Origin of the sequence: Methylobacterium sp. E-066 (genome assembly GCF_022829635.1) — a bacterium.
Taxonomy (GTDB): Bacteria; Pseudomonadota; Alphaproteobacteria; order Rhizobiales; family Beijerinckiaceae; genus Methylobacterium.
In genome coordinates this window covers 1-16,541 of the sequence record NZ_JAKSYO010000118.1, presented here as the reverse complement: position 1 = coordinate 16,541, position 16,541 = coordinate 1, and the positions used below count along the sequence as shown (strand labels likewise).

22 protein-coding genes are annotated in these 16,541 nt (G+C 67.6%); 10 read left to right on the top strand and 12 right to left on the bottom strand.

Features of this window, described 5'->3' with window-relative positions; translation table 11 throughout:
- Positions 1 to 548: 548 nt before the first annotated feature.
- The 3 genes from rsgA (at position 549) to MKL20_RS17350 (ending at position 3,760) form a co-directional block, all read left to right on the top strand.
- Positions 549 to 1,583, top strand: a complete 1,035-nt coding sequence (gene rsgA, locus MKL20_RS17360; RefSeq protein ID WP_244037712.1) for a ribosome small subunit-dependent GTPase A — start codon at positions 549 to 551, stop codon at positions 1,581 to 1,583.
- Positions 1,584 to 1,716: 133 nt separating this feature from the next.
- On the top strand, positions 1,717 to 2,931 hold the full coding sequence (locus tag MKL20_RS17355; RefSeq protein WP_244037711.1) for an ABC transporter substrate-binding protein: 1,215 nt from the start codon (positions 1,717 to 1,719) through the stop codon (positions 2,929 to 2,931).
- Between the two features lie 70 nt (positions 2,932 to 3,001).
- Positions 3,002 to 3,760 (top strand): SDR family oxidoreductase, encoded by a 759-nt coding sequence (locus MKL20_RS17350; RefSeq protein ID WP_244037710.1) that lies wholly within the window; start codon positions 3,002 to 3,004, stop codon positions 3,758 to 3,760.
- A gap of 45 nt (positions 3,761 to 3,805) precedes the next feature.
- On the opposite strand, the gene MKL20_RS17345 is transcribed toward MKL20_RS17350, so the two are convergent.
- From MKL20_RS17345 to MKL20_RS17320, 6 genes are all read right to left on the bottom strand, one after another.
- Complete coding sequence (locus MKL20_RS17345) at positions 3,806 to 5,137, bottom strand: TadE/TadG family type IV pilus assembly protein (RefSeq protein WP_244037709.1); 1,332 nt, start codon at positions 5,135 to 5,137, stop codon at positions 3,806 to 3,808.
- Complete coding sequence (locus MKL20_RS17340; protein WP_243965968.1) at positions 5,122 to 5,730, bottom strand: TadE/TadG family type IV pilus assembly protein; 609 nt, start codon at positions 5,728 to 5,730, stop codon at positions 5,122 to 5,124. The genes MKL20_RS17345 and MKL20_RS17340 overlap by 16 nt, the downstream gene beginning before the upstream one ends.
- An 11-nt stretch (positions 5,731 to 5,741) precedes the next feature.
- Positions 5,742 to 6,413 carry a TadE/TadG family type IV pilus assembly protein gene (locus MKL20_RS17335; RefSeq protein ID WP_244037708.1) on the bottom strand — a complete coding sequence of 224 codons (672 nt, stop codon included), beginning with the start codon at positions 6,411 to 6,413 and terminating at the stop codon, positions 5,742 to 5,744.
- A gap of 195 nt (positions 6,414 to 6,608) precedes the next feature.
- Positions 6,609 to 6,845 carry an isoaspartyl peptidase/L-asparaginase gene (locus MKL20_RS17330; RefSeq protein ID WP_244037707.1) on the bottom strand — a complete coding sequence of 79 codons (237 nt, stop codon included), beginning with the start codon at positions 6,843 to 6,845 and terminating at the stop codon, positions 6,609 to 6,611.
- 13 nt (positions 6,846 to 6,858) lie between these two features.
- The gene (locus tag MKL20_RS17325; RefSeq protein ID WP_244037706.1) at positions 6,859 to 8,235 is read right to left on the bottom strand and encodes an NAD(P)H-dependent oxidoreductase; all 1,377 of its coding nucleotides are present in this window, start codon (positions 8,233 to 8,235) and stop codon (positions 6,859 to 6,861) included.
- 147 nt (positions 8,236 to 8,382) lie between these two features.
- A complete protein-coding gene (locus MKL20_RS17320; protein WP_244037705.1) occupies positions 8,383 to 9,288 on the bottom strand; it encodes a LysR substrate-binding domain-containing protein in 906 nt (301 codons plus the stop codon).
- A 206-nt stretch (positions 9,289 to 9,494) separates the two neighbouring features.
- Here MKL20_RS17320 and MKL20_RS17315 point away from each other — a divergent pair, with 206 nt between their 5' ends.
- The 4 genes from MKL20_RS17315 (at position 9,495) to MKL20_RS17300 (ending at position 11,470) form a co-directional block, all read left to right on the top strand.
- Positions 9,495 to 10,358 (top strand): class II aldolase/adducin family protein, encoded by an 864-nt coding sequence (locus MKL20_RS17315; protein ID WP_244037704.1) that lies wholly within the window; start codon positions 9,495 to 9,497, stop codon positions 10,356 to 10,358.
- A 393-nt stretch (positions 10,359 to 10,751) separates the two neighbouring features.
- On the top strand, positions 10,752 to 10,976 hold the full coding sequence (locus MKL20_RS17310) for a hypothetical protein (RefSeq protein ID WP_244037703.1): 225 nt from the start codon (positions 10,752 to 10,754) through the stop codon (positions 10,974 to 10,976).
- 120 nt (positions 10,977 to 11,096) lie between these two features.
- A complete protein-coding gene (locus MKL20_RS17305; protein WP_243965981.1) occupies positions 11,097 to 11,330 on the top strand; it encodes a hypothetical protein in 234 nt (77 codons plus the stop codon).
- The gene (locus tag MKL20_RS17300) at positions 11,330 to 11,470 is read left to right on the top strand and encodes a hypothetical protein (RefSeq protein WP_201025736.1); all 141 of its coding nucleotides are present in this window, start codon (positions 11,330 to 11,332) and stop codon (positions 11,468 to 11,470) included. The genes MKL20_RS17305 and MKL20_RS17300 overlap by 1 nt, the downstream gene beginning before the upstream one ends.
- 140 nt (positions 11,471 to 11,610) lie before the next feature.
- On the opposite strand, the gene MKL20_RS17295 is transcribed toward MKL20_RS17300, so the two are convergent.
- From MKL20_RS17295 to MKL20_RS17270, 6 genes are all read right to left on the bottom strand, one after another.
- Positions 11,611 to 11,847 carry a hypothetical protein gene (locus MKL20_RS17295; protein ID WP_244037702.1) on the bottom strand — a complete coding sequence of 79 codons (237 nt, stop codon included), beginning with the start codon at positions 11,845 to 11,847 and terminating at the stop codon, positions 11,611 to 11,613.
- 47 nt (positions 11,848 to 11,894) lie between these two features.
- Positions 11,895 to 12,119 carry a hypothetical protein gene (locus MKL20_RS17290; protein WP_279594826.1) on the bottom strand — a complete coding sequence of 75 codons (225 nt, stop codon included), beginning with the start codon at positions 12,117 to 12,119 and terminating at the stop codon, positions 11,895 to 11,897.
- A 167-nt stretch (positions 12,120 to 12,286) separates the two neighbouring features.
- Positions 12,287 to 13,249, bottom strand: coding sequence for a transaldolase (gene tal / locus MKL20_RS17285; protein ID WP_244037701.1), 963 nt, complete (start codon positions 13,247 to 13,249; stop codon positions 12,287 to 12,289).
- A 155-nt stretch (positions 13,250 to 13,404) separates the two neighbouring features.
- Entirely contained in the window at positions 13,405 to 13,635 is a 231-nt protein-coding gene (locus MKL20_RS17280; protein ID WP_244037700.1) for a hypothetical protein, read from the bottom strand.
- The gene (locus MKL20_RS17275) at positions 13,632 to 13,916 is read right to left on the bottom strand and encodes a hypothetical protein (RefSeq protein WP_243965987.1); all 285 of its coding nucleotides are present in this window, start codon (positions 13,914 to 13,916) and stop codon (positions 13,632 to 13,634) included. Before MKL20_RS17275 ends, MKL20_RS17280 begins: the two co-directional genes overlap by 4 nt.
- Positions 13,917 to 14,081: 165 nt before the next feature.
- Positions 14,082 to 14,264, bottom strand: coding sequence for a hypothetical protein (locus MKL20_RS17270; protein ID WP_244037699.1), 183 nt, complete (start codon positions 14,262 to 14,264; stop codon positions 14,082 to 14,084).
- A gap of 552 nt (positions 14,265 to 14,816) precedes the next feature.
- Here MKL20_RS17270 and MKL20_RS17265 point away from each other — a divergent pair.
- The 3 genes from MKL20_RS17265 (at position 14,817) to MKL20_RS17255 (ending at position 16,434) form a co-directional block, all read left to right on the top strand.
- Positions 14,817 to 14,966, top strand: coding sequence for a CsbD family protein (locus tag MKL20_RS17265; protein ID WP_243965989.1), 150 nt, complete (start codon positions 14,817 to 14,819; stop codon positions 14,964 to 14,966).
- Between the two features lie 68 nt (positions 14,967 to 15,034).
- Complete coding sequence (locus MKL20_RS17260; RefSeq protein WP_244037698.1) at positions 15,035 to 15,382, top strand: CsbD family protein; 348 nt, start codon at positions 15,035 to 15,037, stop codon at positions 15,380 to 15,382.
- Positions 15,383 to 15,510: 128 nt separating this feature from the next.
- Complete coding sequence (locus tag MKL20_RS17255) at positions 15,511 to 16,434, top strand: PhnA-like protein (protein WP_244037697.1); 924 nt, start codon at positions 15,511 to 15,513, stop codon at positions 16,432 to 16,434.
- Positions 16,435 to 16,541: the final 107 nt, after the last annotated feature.

The window sequence follows — 16,541 nt, the reverse complement described above, 5'->3', positions numbered from 1 at the left end:
GCCGAAACGGGCGCGGGGCGATGTCGGCCGGGTCCGTGCAGGAACCGGCAGTTCCGTTCGATCAACGCGTAGCGCGGTAACCGCAGAGGTCCCGGAAGGCGCGGTTGGCGAAGGGGATGGGATTGTCGGGCAGGTTCACGTCGGTGACGAACTGCGGCATGCGGGTCGTCTCCGCCGCCGTGAACTACAGGTCGGTCCCGGCGGCCGAGGTCCGCTCGTCGCCGCTCGGCGCATGCACGTGCCGCTCGTTCCGTTACCGCCGCCGTAGCGCCTCGGTTTCCGACCCCTGCCCTTTATCCCGACCCGGCGCCCCCGAAGTCGGAGCGCCCGGGTCACGACGGTCGGGGGCTACCGCTCCATAGGCATATCGCCGAGCCGGGAAGACGCCTCTCCTCGGCGCTCAGGGCTTTCGGATGGCCCCTTGAACCAGAGCGGCGCTTGCACGCCGCGACTCTGGCGGCGGCAGGGGATCGTCCACGCAAACGCGTCCTCCTGCTGAGCTTGTAAGGCTACGATTTGGACGCTGGCTATGAGCGGGATGCCGTGTCATGGCTTGGTCGGTGACTGATCATGCCGTCTGCCTCCATCCCGTGCCGCCTGACAGCCTCGGCTGGTCCAGCTTCTTCGACGACCAGCTGGAGCGTCACGAGACCGATCTCGCTCGCATGCGGATCGCCACGGTCCATCGCTCCCGCCTGACCGCTCTTTCGCTCACCGGACCGATCAAGCTGACGCTCCCGGTTCACACGAACACCGGCGATTTCGCGGTGGGCGATTGGGTGCTGGTCGATCCCCAGACCCAGACTCTGCACCGCCGCCTGAACCGCAGGTCGGTCCTGGAGCGCCACACCGAAGGCAGCAAGACGCTGCAGGTGGCCGCGGCCAATGTCGATACGCTGTTCGTCGTCACATCCTGCAACGCGGATTTCAATCCGGCTCGGCTCGAGCGCTATCTGGCTCTGGCCAATCAGGGCGGCGCAAACCCGGTGATCCTGCTCACCAAGGCCGACACTGCGGCCGATGTGCAATCCTACCAGCGCCAAGCCGCCGAGCTGCAGCGCGGTCTGGCGGTCGTGACCGTCAATCCTCGTCTCCCGGAGGCTGCAAGCGCCTTGTCGCCGTGGTGCGGCGTCGGACAGACCGTCGCACTGGTCGGCTCCTCCGGTGTCGGCAAATCGACCCTGGTGAACACCCTGACCGGCCTGAGCCAGGACGAGGCCCAGGAGACCGGGAGCATCCGCGAGCACGACGCGAAGGGACGCCACACCACGACGGCGCGCTCGCTGCACGCCATCGCCGGCGGCGGCTGGGTCATCGACACGCCCGGGATGCGAACGCTTCAGGTCAGCGACGCGGCCGACGGCATCGCGACCCTGTTCGCCGAGATCACCGAACTCGCGCCCGCGTGCCAGTTCCGCGACTGCACGCATGCCCACGAACCCGGCTGCGCCGTACAGGCCGCCGTCGCCGACGGCCGGCTGGATCCCGATCGGCTGACCCGATGGCGCAAGCTGCTCACCGAGAACCGCGACAACACCCCGGTGTCCACTGGGCCACGCGGTCGTCAGAAGTCCGTCCGATAGGCGCCTCCACAATCCCGGAGCGATTATAGGCGGCGTCCTCTGCCGCTTCTGGTTGCCGGACGACGCTTGACGCTGGGTCGCCGGGCGTGTCCTCGTAGGGGCAACAAGAATTCGCCTCGGAGGACGGTCTGCCATGGCACTGATCCGGTGCTGCATCGTCTCGGCTGCGATCAGCCTCGCCGCCATGACCGGGCCGATTTCGGCCGAGCCGATCCGCGTCAAGGTCGGTGTCCTCAACGACATGTCCGGGGTCTATTCGGATACCGGCGGCAAGGGCTCGGTCGTCGCGGCCAAGATGGCGGTCGAGGACTTCGCGCAGACGAACAAGGACGTGCAGGTCGAGATCGTCTCCGCCGACCATCAGAACAAGCCCGATGTCGGCGCCGCCATCGCCCGGCAATGGTACGACCGGGACAACGTGGACGCGATCCTCGACGTGCCGACCTCTTCGGTCGCGCTGGCCGTGAGCCAGGTCACGCGCGAGAAGAACAAAATCTTCATCGACTCGGGCGCCGGAACCACCGAGCTGACCGGCAAGCAATGCTCGCCCAATACGATCCAGTGGACCTACGACACCTACGCGCTGGCACACGGTACGGCGGGTGCCATGCTCAAGCGCGGCGGCGACACCTGGTACTTTCTCACGGCCGATTACGCGTTCGGCCTTTCGCTGCAGAACGAAGCCGCCGCCGTGATCGACAAGGGCGGCGGACGGGTGCTGGGCGCGGCCCGCGTCCCGTTCCCGGCCAACGACGTCTCGTCCTTCCTGCTGCAGGCGCAGGCTTCCGGGGCGAAGGTCGTGGGGCTGGCCAATGCGGGCGGGGACACGATCAACGCGGTGAAGCAGGCCCATGAGTTCGGGCTGACCGACGGCGGCCAGAAACTGGCTGCGCTCCTGATCTACGCCGTCGACGTCCACTCGATCGGCCTGCAGACCGCGCAGGGGCTGGTGCTCACGGAATCGTTCTACTGGGACCTCAACCCCGGGACGCGGGCCTTCTCCGAGCGGTTCTACAAGCGCCACGGCGACACCATGCCGACGATGAATCAAGCGGGCGTGTATGCCAGCCTGCTGCATTACCTGAAGGCGGTGGCCGCGGTGAAGTCGACGGACCCGCAGGCGACGATGGCCTGGATGAAGGCAAACCCGACGGACGACCCGCTCTTCGGCACAGGCTCCGTCCGGGCGGACGGACGCAAGGTGCACCCGATGTACCTGTTCGAGGTGAAGACGCCGTCCGAGTCGAAGGGCGCGTGGGACCTGTACAAGCTCCTCGACACCATTCCGGCCGAGCAGGCGTTCCGCCCCCTCGGCGAGGGCGGCTGCCCGCTCGTGAACAAGGGGTAGAGGCCGGCAGCCGGTCACCCCCGATCGTAGCAGGCCTCGTACGGCCAGTGAGCTTGAGAGGGAGCCCGACATGCTGCGCGAGATCGAGGGACAGGTCGCCTGGGTGACGGGGGCCGGGTCCGGCATCGGCGAGGCCGCCGCGGTAGCCCTCGCCAAGGCGGGGGTGCGGCTGGCGCTCACGGGACGTGGGCGGGAGGCTCTGGAGCGAACCGCGGACCGCGTTCGCGCGGCGGGCGGGGAGGCCCTGGTGGCGCCGGCCGACATGCGCCGGGCCGATGACGTGGAGCGCGCCTGGGCGGCGGTCCACGCCGCCTACCGGCGCTGCGACATCCTGGTGAACTCGGCGGGTCTCAACGTGCCGAAGCGGAGCTGGAGCGAGATCACGCCGGCCGACATCGACGCCGTGGTCGGCGCGGATCTCAACGGTCCCTTCTACGCGTCCCGGGCCGTGCTGCCGACGATGCGGGCTCAGCGGGATGGCCTGATCATCCAGGTTTCCTCCTGGGCCGGCCGCTACGTCTCCAAGCTGACGGGGCCGGCCTATTCCGCCGCCAAGCATGGGCTGGTCGCGCTCTCGGAGAGCCTGAACCAGGAGGAATGCGGCCATGGCATTCGCTCCTGCTGCATCTGTCCCGGCGAGGTCGCGACGCCCATCCTGGATAAGCGTCCCGTCCCCGTCACGGCGGAAGACAAGGGACGCATGCTGCAATCGGAGGACCTCGCCGACACGATCCTGTTCGTGGCCCGTCTGCCGCCCTCCGTGTGCGTCAACGAGATCCTCATCAGTCCGACCTGGAACCGCGGCTACCTGGAAGGCGTGAAGCTCTGAGGGGCCGGTCTTCGGCTTCGCAGGGGTCGGAATTCGGTCTCGCTATCAATTCGTGATCCGCACGGAAGCGAGCGCCGCACGAAACAGCAGTTGCATGGCGCCGTTGATGTCGCCGTCCGTCGTGACGGTGAAGTAAAAACCGTCCGTAGCACAGCTTTTTAGCATCGGACCTATGTTGTTCTCGAAGGGCTTGACATTGGTGTTGTAGAAATCGTCATTGTAAAGCGGAAGATATGGTGTGTAGATAATGCCGATTCGGATGTTGTTGTTTTTCATTGCCTGACAGGTGGACGGGCTGATGGCGCTGATGAATCGATTGTTGTTGATTTTGAAGCCGGCGCTTTGATTGCTCATCGTGCCGTCGATGGGCGTATCCTGCACGCCGTCCGTCACAAAAAACAGAAACCGTATCGGGGTCAGCGCGGTGACACCATTGCCGCTGGCCGGGATCGTGGTCGTCATCTTGGCGATCGCGCGCTCATAGGCGGTCTGACTGTCGCGCTGGTCCTGATAGGAATAAGCCAGATCGATCTGATTGGAGGCTGTTTTCACCTGATCGAGGGATGGCGTCAGCTGGATCAAGCGCGTTTGTATGTCGCTGAACGTCCACATCTCCATGCGGAATTGCTGCGTCAGATTCATGCTCGACTTTGCGGAATCGACGAGATTGGATACGGCGTCGCGAAGGACCTGGATGCGAAGCTTGATGTTGTTGCGTTTGGCAATATTGTAGTTATCGTTCGTGTTTTCCGTGCCATTGCTGTTGAGCAGATGGCAGGCGAATGCGCAGCCGTTCGCCACACGTTGCATGTTGGAGATGTCCGCTGCGGTCGCCGCCAGACCCATGGATGGTGAGTTATCGAGCAACAAGTAAAAATCGATGTATTGTGCAACGTTGCGAACGCTGCCCGATTGCCCTGAAATATTCATCGTCGTCACGTTCATCATGCTGCCGAGCGTCGTGCGCACGGTCGCCGTGTAACTCGCTGTCAGTCCGACTTGGGTGACGCCCGGCAATGGAAGTGCGACGAACGAGGTGATCGTGACGCCTCCCAGCTTTGCGGCATCCGCCATGAACTGCGTGCGCACGCTGGCAAGCATGTCGAGGGTCATGATGTTCGTCTTCTGCGTGATGACGCCGAGGACGGCAGCATCGACCGCTGCGTCGAGTTGAGCTTTCACGGCATTGCGCCGACCATAATCGATGGCTGAGCCCGCAGCATAAAGCATTGGAACGACCATCAAGGCAAAGATGATCGCCACCTGTCCGCTTCGCGCCTCCGAGAAACGCCGCGAGAGCCGTTGAAGGAAGCCCTTTCGCTCCGGGCGCGCTGTCGCGTCGCGCCAGGCTCGCCACGCGCTCAATAGGTCGGGCACTTCGATCCTCCCGGCATGACCACCTCGCCCTTGTCGAGGCGCTGTGCCCACGAAATCTGGCGGCTGAAAACCAGTCCTCTTGCCCCGAAGATCGATTGATAAAGCTTCGAGCCAATGATCGGCGCGTAGGACACGGTGACCTCAGCTAAAACATAACGGGCGCCGTCGTATTGAAAGGTCGCAGGCGTGGCCGGCAGACCGCTATTGCCGTTGAGCGTGAGGACCGGGCGAGCGTTTTGCGGGTAACTCGAGCAGACGCCGCCGTAGAGCCCACCGGAAATGCTTTCGACACCCATGGCATGGATCGCGACCTGTACGTTGGTCGTCGGGTAGGGGCGCATGATCGAACCGGCGGCATTGACGATCGCGGCCATGTCGGTCGTTGTCGGACTGCCGTTGGTCGCGCGCCCCGAGAGGTCGGCGATAGTCCGCGCATACAGGGTGGTCTTTCTTCCCGTGTCGATGGCACGCACGAGTTCCGTCAGCCCGAAGTAAAGCGTGATGAGCAGCGGCAGGATCATCGCGAACTCGATGGCTGCGATGCCGCCTGCGTCGCGCCGGAAGCGCGCCAGTCGCTGTGCGGACGAAACCATCAGGAGACTGCTCAGGAGTTGGACGGGCAAGCAGCGGTCGAGTTGAATGGCTCGACTTGGAAGACGGTCGCCGCTTGGATCAGGCGCCGCCGGTTCGGCAGCGTCGCGTAGGCAGCCCCCAGCAATGGGAAATAGACCGGGACATCGATGGCCGCCTGAACGACGACGACGTCGCCGGCCCGTGCGCAGGTGTAGGACGGGAAATTCGCATTCCAGTTCGAGATGCCCGTCGTCGCGTTCGTGGCGGTCGCCTGCACGGGGGTGGCCGAGCCAAAGCTCGTAGCCTTTGTGATGCTGACCCGCACGTTGGAGCAGGGAAAAACGGTGATGCGTGCCCGGCCACCGGGGTAGCACATGGCCGTGCGGAAATTGTTGAGCAGGGTCGTCGTGTCGGTGATGCTGGTATTGGCCGTCTGGAATTGGCCCGTGTAGATTTGGCGGCCTGCGTCGGCGACCGCCTGCTGAAGGATCTCCTGCGCGAAATAGGTGACGCCGGCTTCCAAGATGGCGCCGGACAGGGCCAGAAACGGCAGCGCGACGAGGGCGAACTCGACCGCCGAGGCCCCGCCCCGGTGACGGGGTAAGGCATGAAGGGCACGGAGGATCGAACGGCGGACGATGCGGGATGCGCGCGCGGTCGTTGCGCGACCCCTCTCGCTCTCCCCCTGAAGGCCTATCCACATGGTCCGTGCGTCGCGTGAAGGCCCGTGATCCCCAAGCCGGGAGCCATCGTGTGACAGCCCGGCCATACTGATGGCGTGGACCTTGCCAATCCGTTGCCGGAATGGGCGCGATTACCAGACGACTTCGTCTGTCTGACCCTTGGTTACCAATCGATATGAAGACAGACGGCCTAAATCCCCTCTCAAAGGGCGATCCTATAGCGGTAGATCCGCGACCCTCACAGCCGATGTCGATGAGGAGCCCGGGAGCGGGTTCGGGGGGGTGGTGAAGCGCACGCTCAAGGCATCGACCAACAGGATGCCCTCGGTGTTGAACGGCATTGCGACGCGCCCGCGCGCATCCACGGCGATCAAGCCGCCGTGACCGCCCACCGTCTCGAGCCCGTCCCGGATGACCGCCGTGGCGACGGAGACCCCGACATGGTCCGCCAAGCGGACCCGTCGGTCAGGCCACCCGTTGCGCGGCTGAGCCAAGGCCCAACTCAGCGCGGAACAGCGCTTCCATCTCGCGCCGGATGCGGATCGCCTGGTGGTCGGCGTCGTACGCCACGTCGCTCCAGCGGACCGCCCGGCCGGCCGGGACGTCGTGGGTCAGCACGAGGTTGTGCGCGAGCCCGATCGGCAGGGCGTCCTGCTGGAGGGAATCGGCCGTCGGCATCAGCTCGCCGTAGACCGTGAAGCCGCCCTCGCCGTCGAGGCGCTCGCCGGCTTTCAGGGGGCGCTTGGCGGTGGCCGCCACGTCGCCGCGCCAGGCGCCGGTGGCGCCCGTGGCCTCGCCGCGGACCGCGATGGACGCCACCGAGATCCCGAGTTCCAGGCCGATCAGGTGGTAGGGCTTGTAGGTGGCGGCGTAGCGGCCGCTGGGGTCGGTCTTCAGCCCGTATTGCGCGAAGCATTCCTGCACGTAGCGGCTCGGCGCCTCGAACACCGCGAAGACGCCCCAGCGCAGGTCGCGGAAGACCGGGCGCCCGTCCCGCTCCAGGGATGAGACCACCTCGACGGTGCCGCGCTCGGTCAGGATGCCGCCATCCGCCACCGGTCGCAGGAGCGTGGGCAGGTCGTCGACGCCGCAGGCCGGGAATGCGAGGCCGTCGCGCGGCGGGGTCAGCCCGCAGGCATTGGCCACCGCGGCCATCTCCAGGGCCGACTTGGTGCCGTCCAGGAAGGAATTGAACATCTGCGCGTTGAAGTCGCCGCCCGCGACCTGCTCGGCGCTGAAGCCGTAATGGCCCCAGACCGTGTCGGGGGTGGAGGCGTGATAGGCCGGCAGGTACTTCGTGCCCTTGCCGGCGCAGACCACCTCAAGTCCGATCGTGCGCGCCCAGTCGACCAGCTCGGCGATGAGCGCCGGCTGGTCGCCGGAGGCCATGGAATAGATCACCCCGGCCTCGGCGGCGCGGCGGGCGAGCAGCGGCCCGGCGAGCACGTCGGCCTCGACGTTGACCATGACGATGTGCTTGCGGTGTTCGCAAGCCTGGAGGGCGTGGTGGATGCCGGCGGCCGGGCTGCCGGTCGCGTCGATCACGATGTCCACGAACGGGCTGGCAATCATGGCGTCGGCATCGTCGGTGACGCAGGTCGCGCCGGTCCGCGCGGCCTCCTCCAGGCTGGGCGCCGCGAACCGGGCCTCGTCCCAGCCCACCCGGAGCAGCGCCTGGCGGGCGCGATCCGGCGAGAGGTCGGCCACGGCCGTGAGGTGGATGCCCGGCGTCCGGGGTGCCTGCGACAGGTACATGGAGCCGAACTTGCCGGCGCCGATCAGGCCGACGCGGACCGGGCGGCCTTCGCTGGCGCGACGCTGCAGCTTGGCGAACAGGGACATGGCGCTCTCCCGGCGTGGTGCGCGGTCGGTCGGGCCTTGGGGCCCGTCCCCGCCGCGTTTGCACATTGACGTGGGATCGGAATTATCATGCGTTTCGGCGCCTGCCCATGCGGCGACGGCGGCACTTTGCGACCGGCGAGCATCGCCTTAGCCCGCGGCCCGGCTCTCTTGCTCCTGTTCCAGAAGCCAGCGGCGGAAGGCTCGGATCTTCTCCAGATCCCGGTCCCGTTCGCGGTAGCAGATGAAGTGGAGGTCCCGGTACAGGCTCTCGAGGCGGCCCTCGCCAAGCCGCACGAGTTGCCCGGCGACGAGCTCGTCCTGGGCGAACCGCAGGCTCTCCAGGGCGACGCCGAGCCCCTGGATGGCCGCCGCGATCACCAGGGAGCCGCGGTCGAAGGCCGGCCCGGAGGGGGCAGCCGGGGCGGGAAAACCGTTCTGCGCGAACCAGTCCGGCCAGCGGACCGGGCTGAACGACGAGTCCAGCCGGGTGAAGCGCGCAACCGTGGCGGGCTCGATCGGCCCGATCGCCCGGGCGAGATCCGGCGTGCACAGGGCCGCGATCTCCTCCAGGCCCAGGGACTCGACCGTCAGGCCCGGGCCGCGCGGCGGCCGGCCATAGGCGATCAGGATGTCGATCGCCTCGTGCCGGCCGAGGTCGATCGGGTCGGCATTGCTGGAGAGGCGGATGCCGATCTCGGGATGGGCCGCCATGAAGGCATGCAGCCGGGGCCCGAGCCACTTGGCGGCGAAGCTCGGGGTGCACTGCACCGCGAGCGACGAGGGCGGCGGCGGTCTCAATTCGGCGCAGAGCGCCTCGATCGTGTCGAAGGCCTGTCCGAGGCCGGCACAGAGGCGCTCGCCGTCGGTGGTGAGGGTCGCCTGGCGGTTGGCACGTCGGAACAGGGGCCGCCCGAGGGTGCGTTCGAGGGCACGGATCTGGTGGCTCACCGCCGAGGGCGTCAGGTGCAGCTCCTCGCTCGCCCGGGCGAAGCTGCCGAGGCGTGCGGCCGCCTCGAAGGCCCGCAGAGCGGGAAAGCTCGGGATCCGCCGCATCCTGCAATCCGTGAATTGTATTCACGAAAACGGTGAAAAATCGTCGTTTGTCAAGATAAACCGGTGGCACGATAGTGCCGGCCAAGCCGCGAAGACGGCCGAGACAATGACGAAGACCGAGGAAACGCATCCGGGGGGGCGTCCAGCCCGAGCGTCTGACCGACAGCCGCCGGATCTCGGCCTCGCCTGGAAAAAAAGGACACGCCATGCTCGACGACCATGCCCACGAGAGCGACATCGCCATCGACCTGCCGAACGACAGCGCGGGCCGCAAGCGGACCTCGATCTACCAGCCCGAGCAGGCGGGCCTGATCTTCCCGGAGATCCCCCAGTTCGCCAGCCACGCCGAGGCGCGGGAATACCGCAAGCAGCACCTCGTGGCCGCCTGCCGCGCCTTCGCGATGCACGGCTTCGATTACGGCTTCGCCGGGCACCTCACGATCCGCGATCCCGAGCGTCCGGAGCTGTACTGGACCAACCCGATGTGCGTGCACTTCTCGCAGGTGCGGATGTCGAACCTGATCCTCGCCGACCACAAGGGCGACGTGGTCGAGGGGCGCTACGCGATCAACCGCGCCGGCTTCGTGCTCCACGCCGCCGTGCACGACGAGCATCCCGACGTCATGGCGATGTGCCACGCGCACACCACCTACGGCACCGCCTGGTGCGCCACCGGCCGGCCGCTGGACATGATCAGCCAGGATGCGGCCGCCTTCTACAACAGCCACGCGGTGATCGGCGCCTCGGCCGGGGCGGTCGCGGTCGAGAAGGCGAGCGGCCTCTCGGTGGCCCAGCAGATCGGCCGCAACCGCGGCGTACTGCACCAGAACCACGGCCTGCTCACCTGCAGCCGCCACAGCATCGACGACGCGGCGTTCTGGTTCATCGCCCTGGAGCGGGCCTGCCAGCAGCAGCTCCTGGTCGAGGCGACCGGCATCAAGCCGCAGCTCCTGTCGGAGAAGACCGCTCGCTACAGCCGCGAGCATGTCGGCAGCGACTATATCGGCTGGCTGCACTTCCAGACGCTCTACGGCCACATCGCGGCGACCCAGCCCGACATGTTCGACTGAGGTGGTGACGGGATAGCTTCGGGCGACTCGGATCCCTTCTCCCGTGCGGACTACGATGGTCGCACATCGTCTTGCGAAAGCCGCCACGCGCCCCCTCTCCCGTGCGGGAGAGGGTTGGGGTGAGGGGACAGGTCTTTCCGGAAAGCACGCATCCCTCACCCTGTCCCTCTCCCGCACGGGAGAGGGGACCCGCGCGTGAATCCGATAGCCCGCAGAGGGGGGGAGGGCGGGTGGGTGTTCGTTTCGGAGCGAGCCTATCGTCCAACCGAGGATGATCCACCCGATGCGTGACTCTGCTGGTCCGCACGGCAGAGCGTACGCGTCGCTGTTGGCCCTTCTGCTGTCGACGCCCTCCATAGGCGCGCCGGTCAGATTTGCCTGTCGACAACCCGCATGGCCGGCAACCTTTCGGGCTTGAAACGTGTCGTCCTGGCGTCGCGGGGCGACGCGGAGGCCGTCATGATGGGTTTGGGTGTGTTCTGTGTGGTGGCCGGCACCAGCCTAGCCGCCGCATCCCTGTGGGCGCCCCGGTACCGCGCCCTCCTCGAAGGGATGGGCGGCTGCCTGTTCCTGGTCGGGCTGGGCTGCGCGGGTGCGGATCTGGCGCTGGCGTCCTGATCCGCGGCGATGGGCGGAATGATCCAGCGGGTTTTCGAGGGGCGGGGTTGCCAAGCTTGACCATATAGGCCAGCCTGTACGTAAGTAATGCGTCCCGATTGGAGCCGTACAGGAGTGCCAATGCTGGTCAATCACACGCGCCGCTTGCTCAATAAGGCGGCCGAATCCGGCGATTGTCGGATCTCCATCCAGCGGAAGCCGAACGCTTCCTGGCCCGCCGATCACAGCCGGCTCACCGCCCTCGAAAGCGTCGGCCATCTGGAGCGGATCGATCACGGCGACGAACGCGCGATCTGGCAGATCACCTCCGCCGGCCTGACGCAGCTTCAGACCTTCGCCGGAGGAGGCGCGTGATGGCCTCGATCAAGATCCGCGCGACCGATGACGGCACCTTCGTGGTCTATCGCAACGGCGCGGCCGTCGCCTCCGGGCTGACCCGCCATCAGGCCGAGCGCTGCGCGACGGTCCTGGGCTGGATTGCCCCGCATTCCTGAGCGGGTAGCGATCGCAAGGAATCGTTAACCCTGTCGATCTACCCAGACTGCACCAGCCGATCGCTGGCCTTCCACGCCCATCCGATTTCGCCCCTCAACACGGGTGGGCGTGGAAGCCTAAGCGCCCCCCGCGTTCGGCCTCAGAGCGCCCGGGCGTAGCCGGGCATCAGGTCGATGGCCTGGGCCGTCGCCTGGGACAGACGCACCTCCGTCAGCGTGACCTCGGCCCCGGCTTTCACGGCTTCCTTGACGATCTGCACGCCGCTGTCGGGATTGTCCGCGATGACCGCGTAGAACACCGTCAGCAGGTTTTCCGGGGCGTCCTCGTCCCGGCGCGCGACCTTCACGATGAAGGCGGTTTGGTTCGGCTCGATCATGGCAGGCGTTGCGTTCCGTTCCCGACGGCGAAGGGATGACCCGGCATTCAGGCCGCGGTCAGGCGCTTGGTGTTGGAGGCGACGTGCTCCCGGTAGCGGGCGATCACCGTCTCGGGGGAACCGCCCGTCATCAGCATCGTCATGGCTTCGCCGGCGGCCTGCATCTTCTCGGTGACCATGGATTGCGCCTCGGCCATTCCCTCGCTGCCACCCCAGGCGAGCCGGACCAGGCGCAGTTCGACAACACGCTGCGCCTCGATGGCCAGCATCATCCAAGAGAAGAAGGAATTGTACACGGCTCACTCCGGACCGCGGCAGATGCGGCGGGGATTAAACTCGGCGGTCGCCTGGAACGATCCACCGGCGGCACGCGGGGCCGATCCGCGTTCCGGGCCGGCCTGCCTCTTGGCATGGCTCTTGGCATGGGAACGCGCTCAGATCACCCGCGCCCGAGCCGATCGCGGATGAGCGTGTGAAGCGCGCGCAGGTCGCTGCCGAACTGCCGGATGCCCTCGGCGAGCTTTTCGGTCGCCATGGCGCTCTCGTTCATCTCCCAGCGGAACGAGAACTCGTCGGTCGCCGGCACCTCGGGCGGCTCGCCGTAGGCGTCGGGGGACAGGGCGCGGGGGAGGGGCCCCTCCGTCGCGGCGAGCTCCTCCAGGAGCTTCGGCGAGATGGTCAGGCGGTCGCAGCCCGCCAGCGCCTGGATCTGGCCGATGTTGCGGAACGAGGCGCCCATCACGACGGTCTTGATCCCGCGCGCCTTGTAGGCGGCGTAGATCGCCCGCACCGACTGGACACCCGGATCCTCCGCCCCCGTATAGGTCTTGCTCTCGGCCTTGGCGTACCAGTCGGTGATCCGCCCGACGAAGGGCGAGATCAGGAACACGCCGGCATCCGCGCAGGCCATGGCCTGAACCAGGGAGAACAGCAGGGTCAGGTTGCAGTCCACGCCCTCGCGCTGGAGCACGCGGGCCGCCTGGATGCCCTCCCAGGTGGAGGCGATCTTGATCAGCACCCGGTCGCGCGACACGCCGCGCTCGTCGTAGGCGCGGACGATCGCCCGGGCCTTCTCCAGCGTCCGGTCGGTGTTGAAGGACAGGTTGGCGTCGACCTCGGTGGAGACGCGGCCCGGCACCAGCTTGGTCAGCTCGACGCCCACCGACACGGCGAGCCGGTCGGCCACCGCCTGGACGACGTCCTCGGTCTCGCCGCCCTGCGCCTTGCCCCAGGCGACCGCCTCGTCGACGATCGGGGCGAGCCCCTCCATGCCGGCCGCCTTCAGGAGCAGCGACGGGTTGGTGGTGCAATCGACCGGCTTGAGCTTCTCGATGGCGCCGATGTCACCGGTATCGGCAACCACCACGGTCATGGTGCGGAGTTGATCGAGCAGCGATGTCATAGCCTACCTCGTGGATTGGCGCCCGGCCGACGAGGCCGTCGGGCTACCGCGCCCGGACATATAAGACGCCCCCCCGGAGGCTTCGACGCCGCGCGGCTCGGGGCGAATCATCCGGCGAATGCGCCCGGGTGGCTCCGTACCACGATGGGGCGGGATCAGCCGACCGATCGCCAGTCGCGCAGCGACAGGGACCAGGCCTGGGCCTCGTTGTAGGCCACGGCCACGCGGCCGTGGCTGAGGATCTTGGCGAGCATGACCCTGTCACCCAAGGCGGTGATCTGGATCACGGTCGGGCCGTAGCCGGCATCACCGACCAGGCAGGTCCCGATTTGCCAGCCCTGCTCGCGGCAGATCTCCGCCGCGCACCGGTGATCGTGCCGGGTCACGGATTGGCGCTGCGCGCGGCCGGCTGCGGGTTGGACGGGTTACCACCCGGAACCGCGCTGCCGTTCGACGGCGCCGTCGTGCCGCTCTCGCTGCCGGTGACCTGCTTGCGCGAGGCCGCCTGGCTCTGGCTGGCGTAATCCGGCGGCGAGCTCGCGCCCTGCCACGTCATCAGCCCGGCGAGCGCGGCGACCATGAGGCCGACGCTGGCGATCAGGACGATGAGCGCGGGCCGGCCGCGCTTGCCCTGCCGGCCGTCCTGACCGGAGAGTTGTTCTGCCATGGTGGAACCTCGTTGACCCGCCAAGGCGGGTCCTGGAGCGCGCACCGCCGAAGGGGATTCCGCTTCGGCGTCAGCGCGCGTGGGATGTGAGAGAGGAACAGGCCGCCGGGCGGATAGGTCCGCCCCTGTGGCCTTATGCGCCGCCCGGGGTGGCGATCCGGGCCGTCAGGTGGTGAAGACCAGCAGCAGCGCCCCGAGGCTGCCGAGCGCGGTGACGCTGATCCCGCTCACGAAGGCGACGTCCCAGCCGGCGAACTTGTTCGTGATCGGCGCGAACCGATAGGCGGAATGCGTCACCAGCGCGCCGAGCACCGCGAGGGCCAGCGCGACCGACATCAGAATTGTCATGGGGTGTGATCCTTGTCCGCCAGTGGCGGGACTGACCGACCCTCCGCGGATACAGGCAACGGACCGGCGGGCTCAGGTATCCGCCTGTTGCCGAACCATGCGTGCCGCCGGTGACGCAGGCCCCGGCCGGCTGCGTCTTCTGCCGGCCCGATCCGAGCGGCCGATACACCCAAGCCAGCGGCTCAAGACTACCTCTGGTCGATAACAACTGCGTCAGTGGTGCAGGCATACCAGTGGAAACAACGTAGGTCAGGGAACTTGCTTGTGCGCAACCCGTTTGAGCCCCGCTGCCGACAGGGCAGGGATCAGCACCGGGAGCCCGACCGATCGTGACGGCAGACATCGAACACAGGAGCACCGATCGGTCTATGCCGGCTCGCAAGGGCGTCCGTGTCAATATCCGTGCGAAATCGATGCCGATCTTGGCGCGCTCGCGACGCGGCCGCCCGGTAAAGACGTCTAAAAGAATGGTACTTTCGTACTATTGAACGCGCGAAAGCCGCGCACATCTGGTGTCCGGTCCGGGGTCTTCTCAGGCACAGCGAGGTACCCATGACCGAACGCACGAAATTACCCTCTGCCGAGCACCTCAAGGCTTCGGTGAAGGAGGCCATCGGCAAGCTCACCGGGGATGCCCGGCTCGAGGCCGAGGGCCAGCGTCAGAAGCGGGCGGCTCAGGCGGCCAAGCCTCGCGACGACTGACTCCCCGTTTCAACCGGCGCCCCCACCGGGCGCCATTCCCATCGAACCCATCACAACCGGAGAATGACATGGTCGATATCGACAGGATCACGGGCGCCGCGAAGGAGCTCGGCGGCAAGGTTCAGGGCGCCGTCGGCGACCTCACCGGCTCGCGGAGCGATTCCGTCGAGGGCCGCTTCCGCGAGGCGAGCGGGCAGGCCGAGAACCTCTACGGCCAGGCCAAGGACACGGTCCGGCACGCAGCCGACGAGACCGCGGACTATGCCGAGGACGCCTACGAGCGCGGCGGCCATTACCTGCGCCGGGGCACCCGCGAGGTGAGCCATCAGGTCGCCGAGTACCCGCTCGCCTCCCTGCTGGTGGCCGGCCTGGCGGGCTTCGGCCTCGGCCTCCTGGTCAGCGCCAGCCGCGACTGAGAGCCCCTCACAAAACGCCCTCTGCGCTGTCGTGTGCAGAGGGAGGCGCCCGGGTGATCGGGCGTTTTGTGAGGTGCTCTGAGCCCAGATCCCTCTTCCACAGACGACCGACGACCCGGAGTAACAGCGTGACCACCATCCCAACCACCGCGTCCCCCCTGGCCACAGGCGCATCCGCCGATACGCGCGCCGTCCTGCTCAACCAGGTCTCCTGGGGCGCGATCTTCGCCGGCGCCGCCACGGCCCTGGTCACCCAGGTGATCCTGAACCTGATCGGCGCCGGCGTCGGCCTGGCCTCCTTCGGCCCCAATGCCGCGGACAACCCGGCCGCCTCGACCGCCTCCATGGGCGCCGGGATCTGGTTCGTGGCCTCGGGCATCGTCGCCTCGCTGGTCGGCGGCGCCATCGCCGGGCGCCTGTCCGGCAAGCCGGTGGGCGGCTCGGCCGGCCTGCACGGCCTGGTCTCCTGGGCGGTGACGACCCTGGTGGTGCTCTATCTGCTGACCTCCGCGGTCGGGGGTATCGTCGGCGGCGCCTTCAGCGGCGTGACCAGCACCCTCGGCGGCGCAGGCTCGCTGGTCGGCGGCACGGTCCAGACGGCCGCGCAGGCCGCGGCGCCGTCGCTCGCCAAGATCACGAACCCCCTCGACGGGATCGAGAGCACCGTGCGCCAGCAGGCCGCCGGCCAGGACCCGCAGGCCGCTCGCGACGCCGCCGTGGCGGCCGTGAAGGCCCTGTTCACCGGTGACCCGGCCCAGAAGCAGCAGGCCGAGAGCCGCGCCGCGGACGCCCTCGCCAAGGCGCAGAACGTCCCGGTCGAGCAGGCCCGCCAGCAGGTCCAGGACTACGAGAAGCAGTACGAGCAGGCGGTCGCCACCGCCAAGCAGAAGGCTGAGGCCGCCGCCGTCGCCACGAAGTCGGCCGCCACCCAGGGCGCCTTCTACGCCGCCCTGGCGCTGGTGCTCGGCGCACTCGCCGCCTTCCTGGGCGGCCGTCTCGGCGCCCCCAAGCCCGTCACCCTGCTCGGCGCCTACGAGACCCGCCGCGCCTGATCCCCATCGGTCCCCGCCTCCCGGCGGGGACCTCTTCCGACCGGCATGAGCCGGCCATCGCGCAACCCTGAAGGAGAGTTTCGATGAGCAGCACCACCGACAAGATC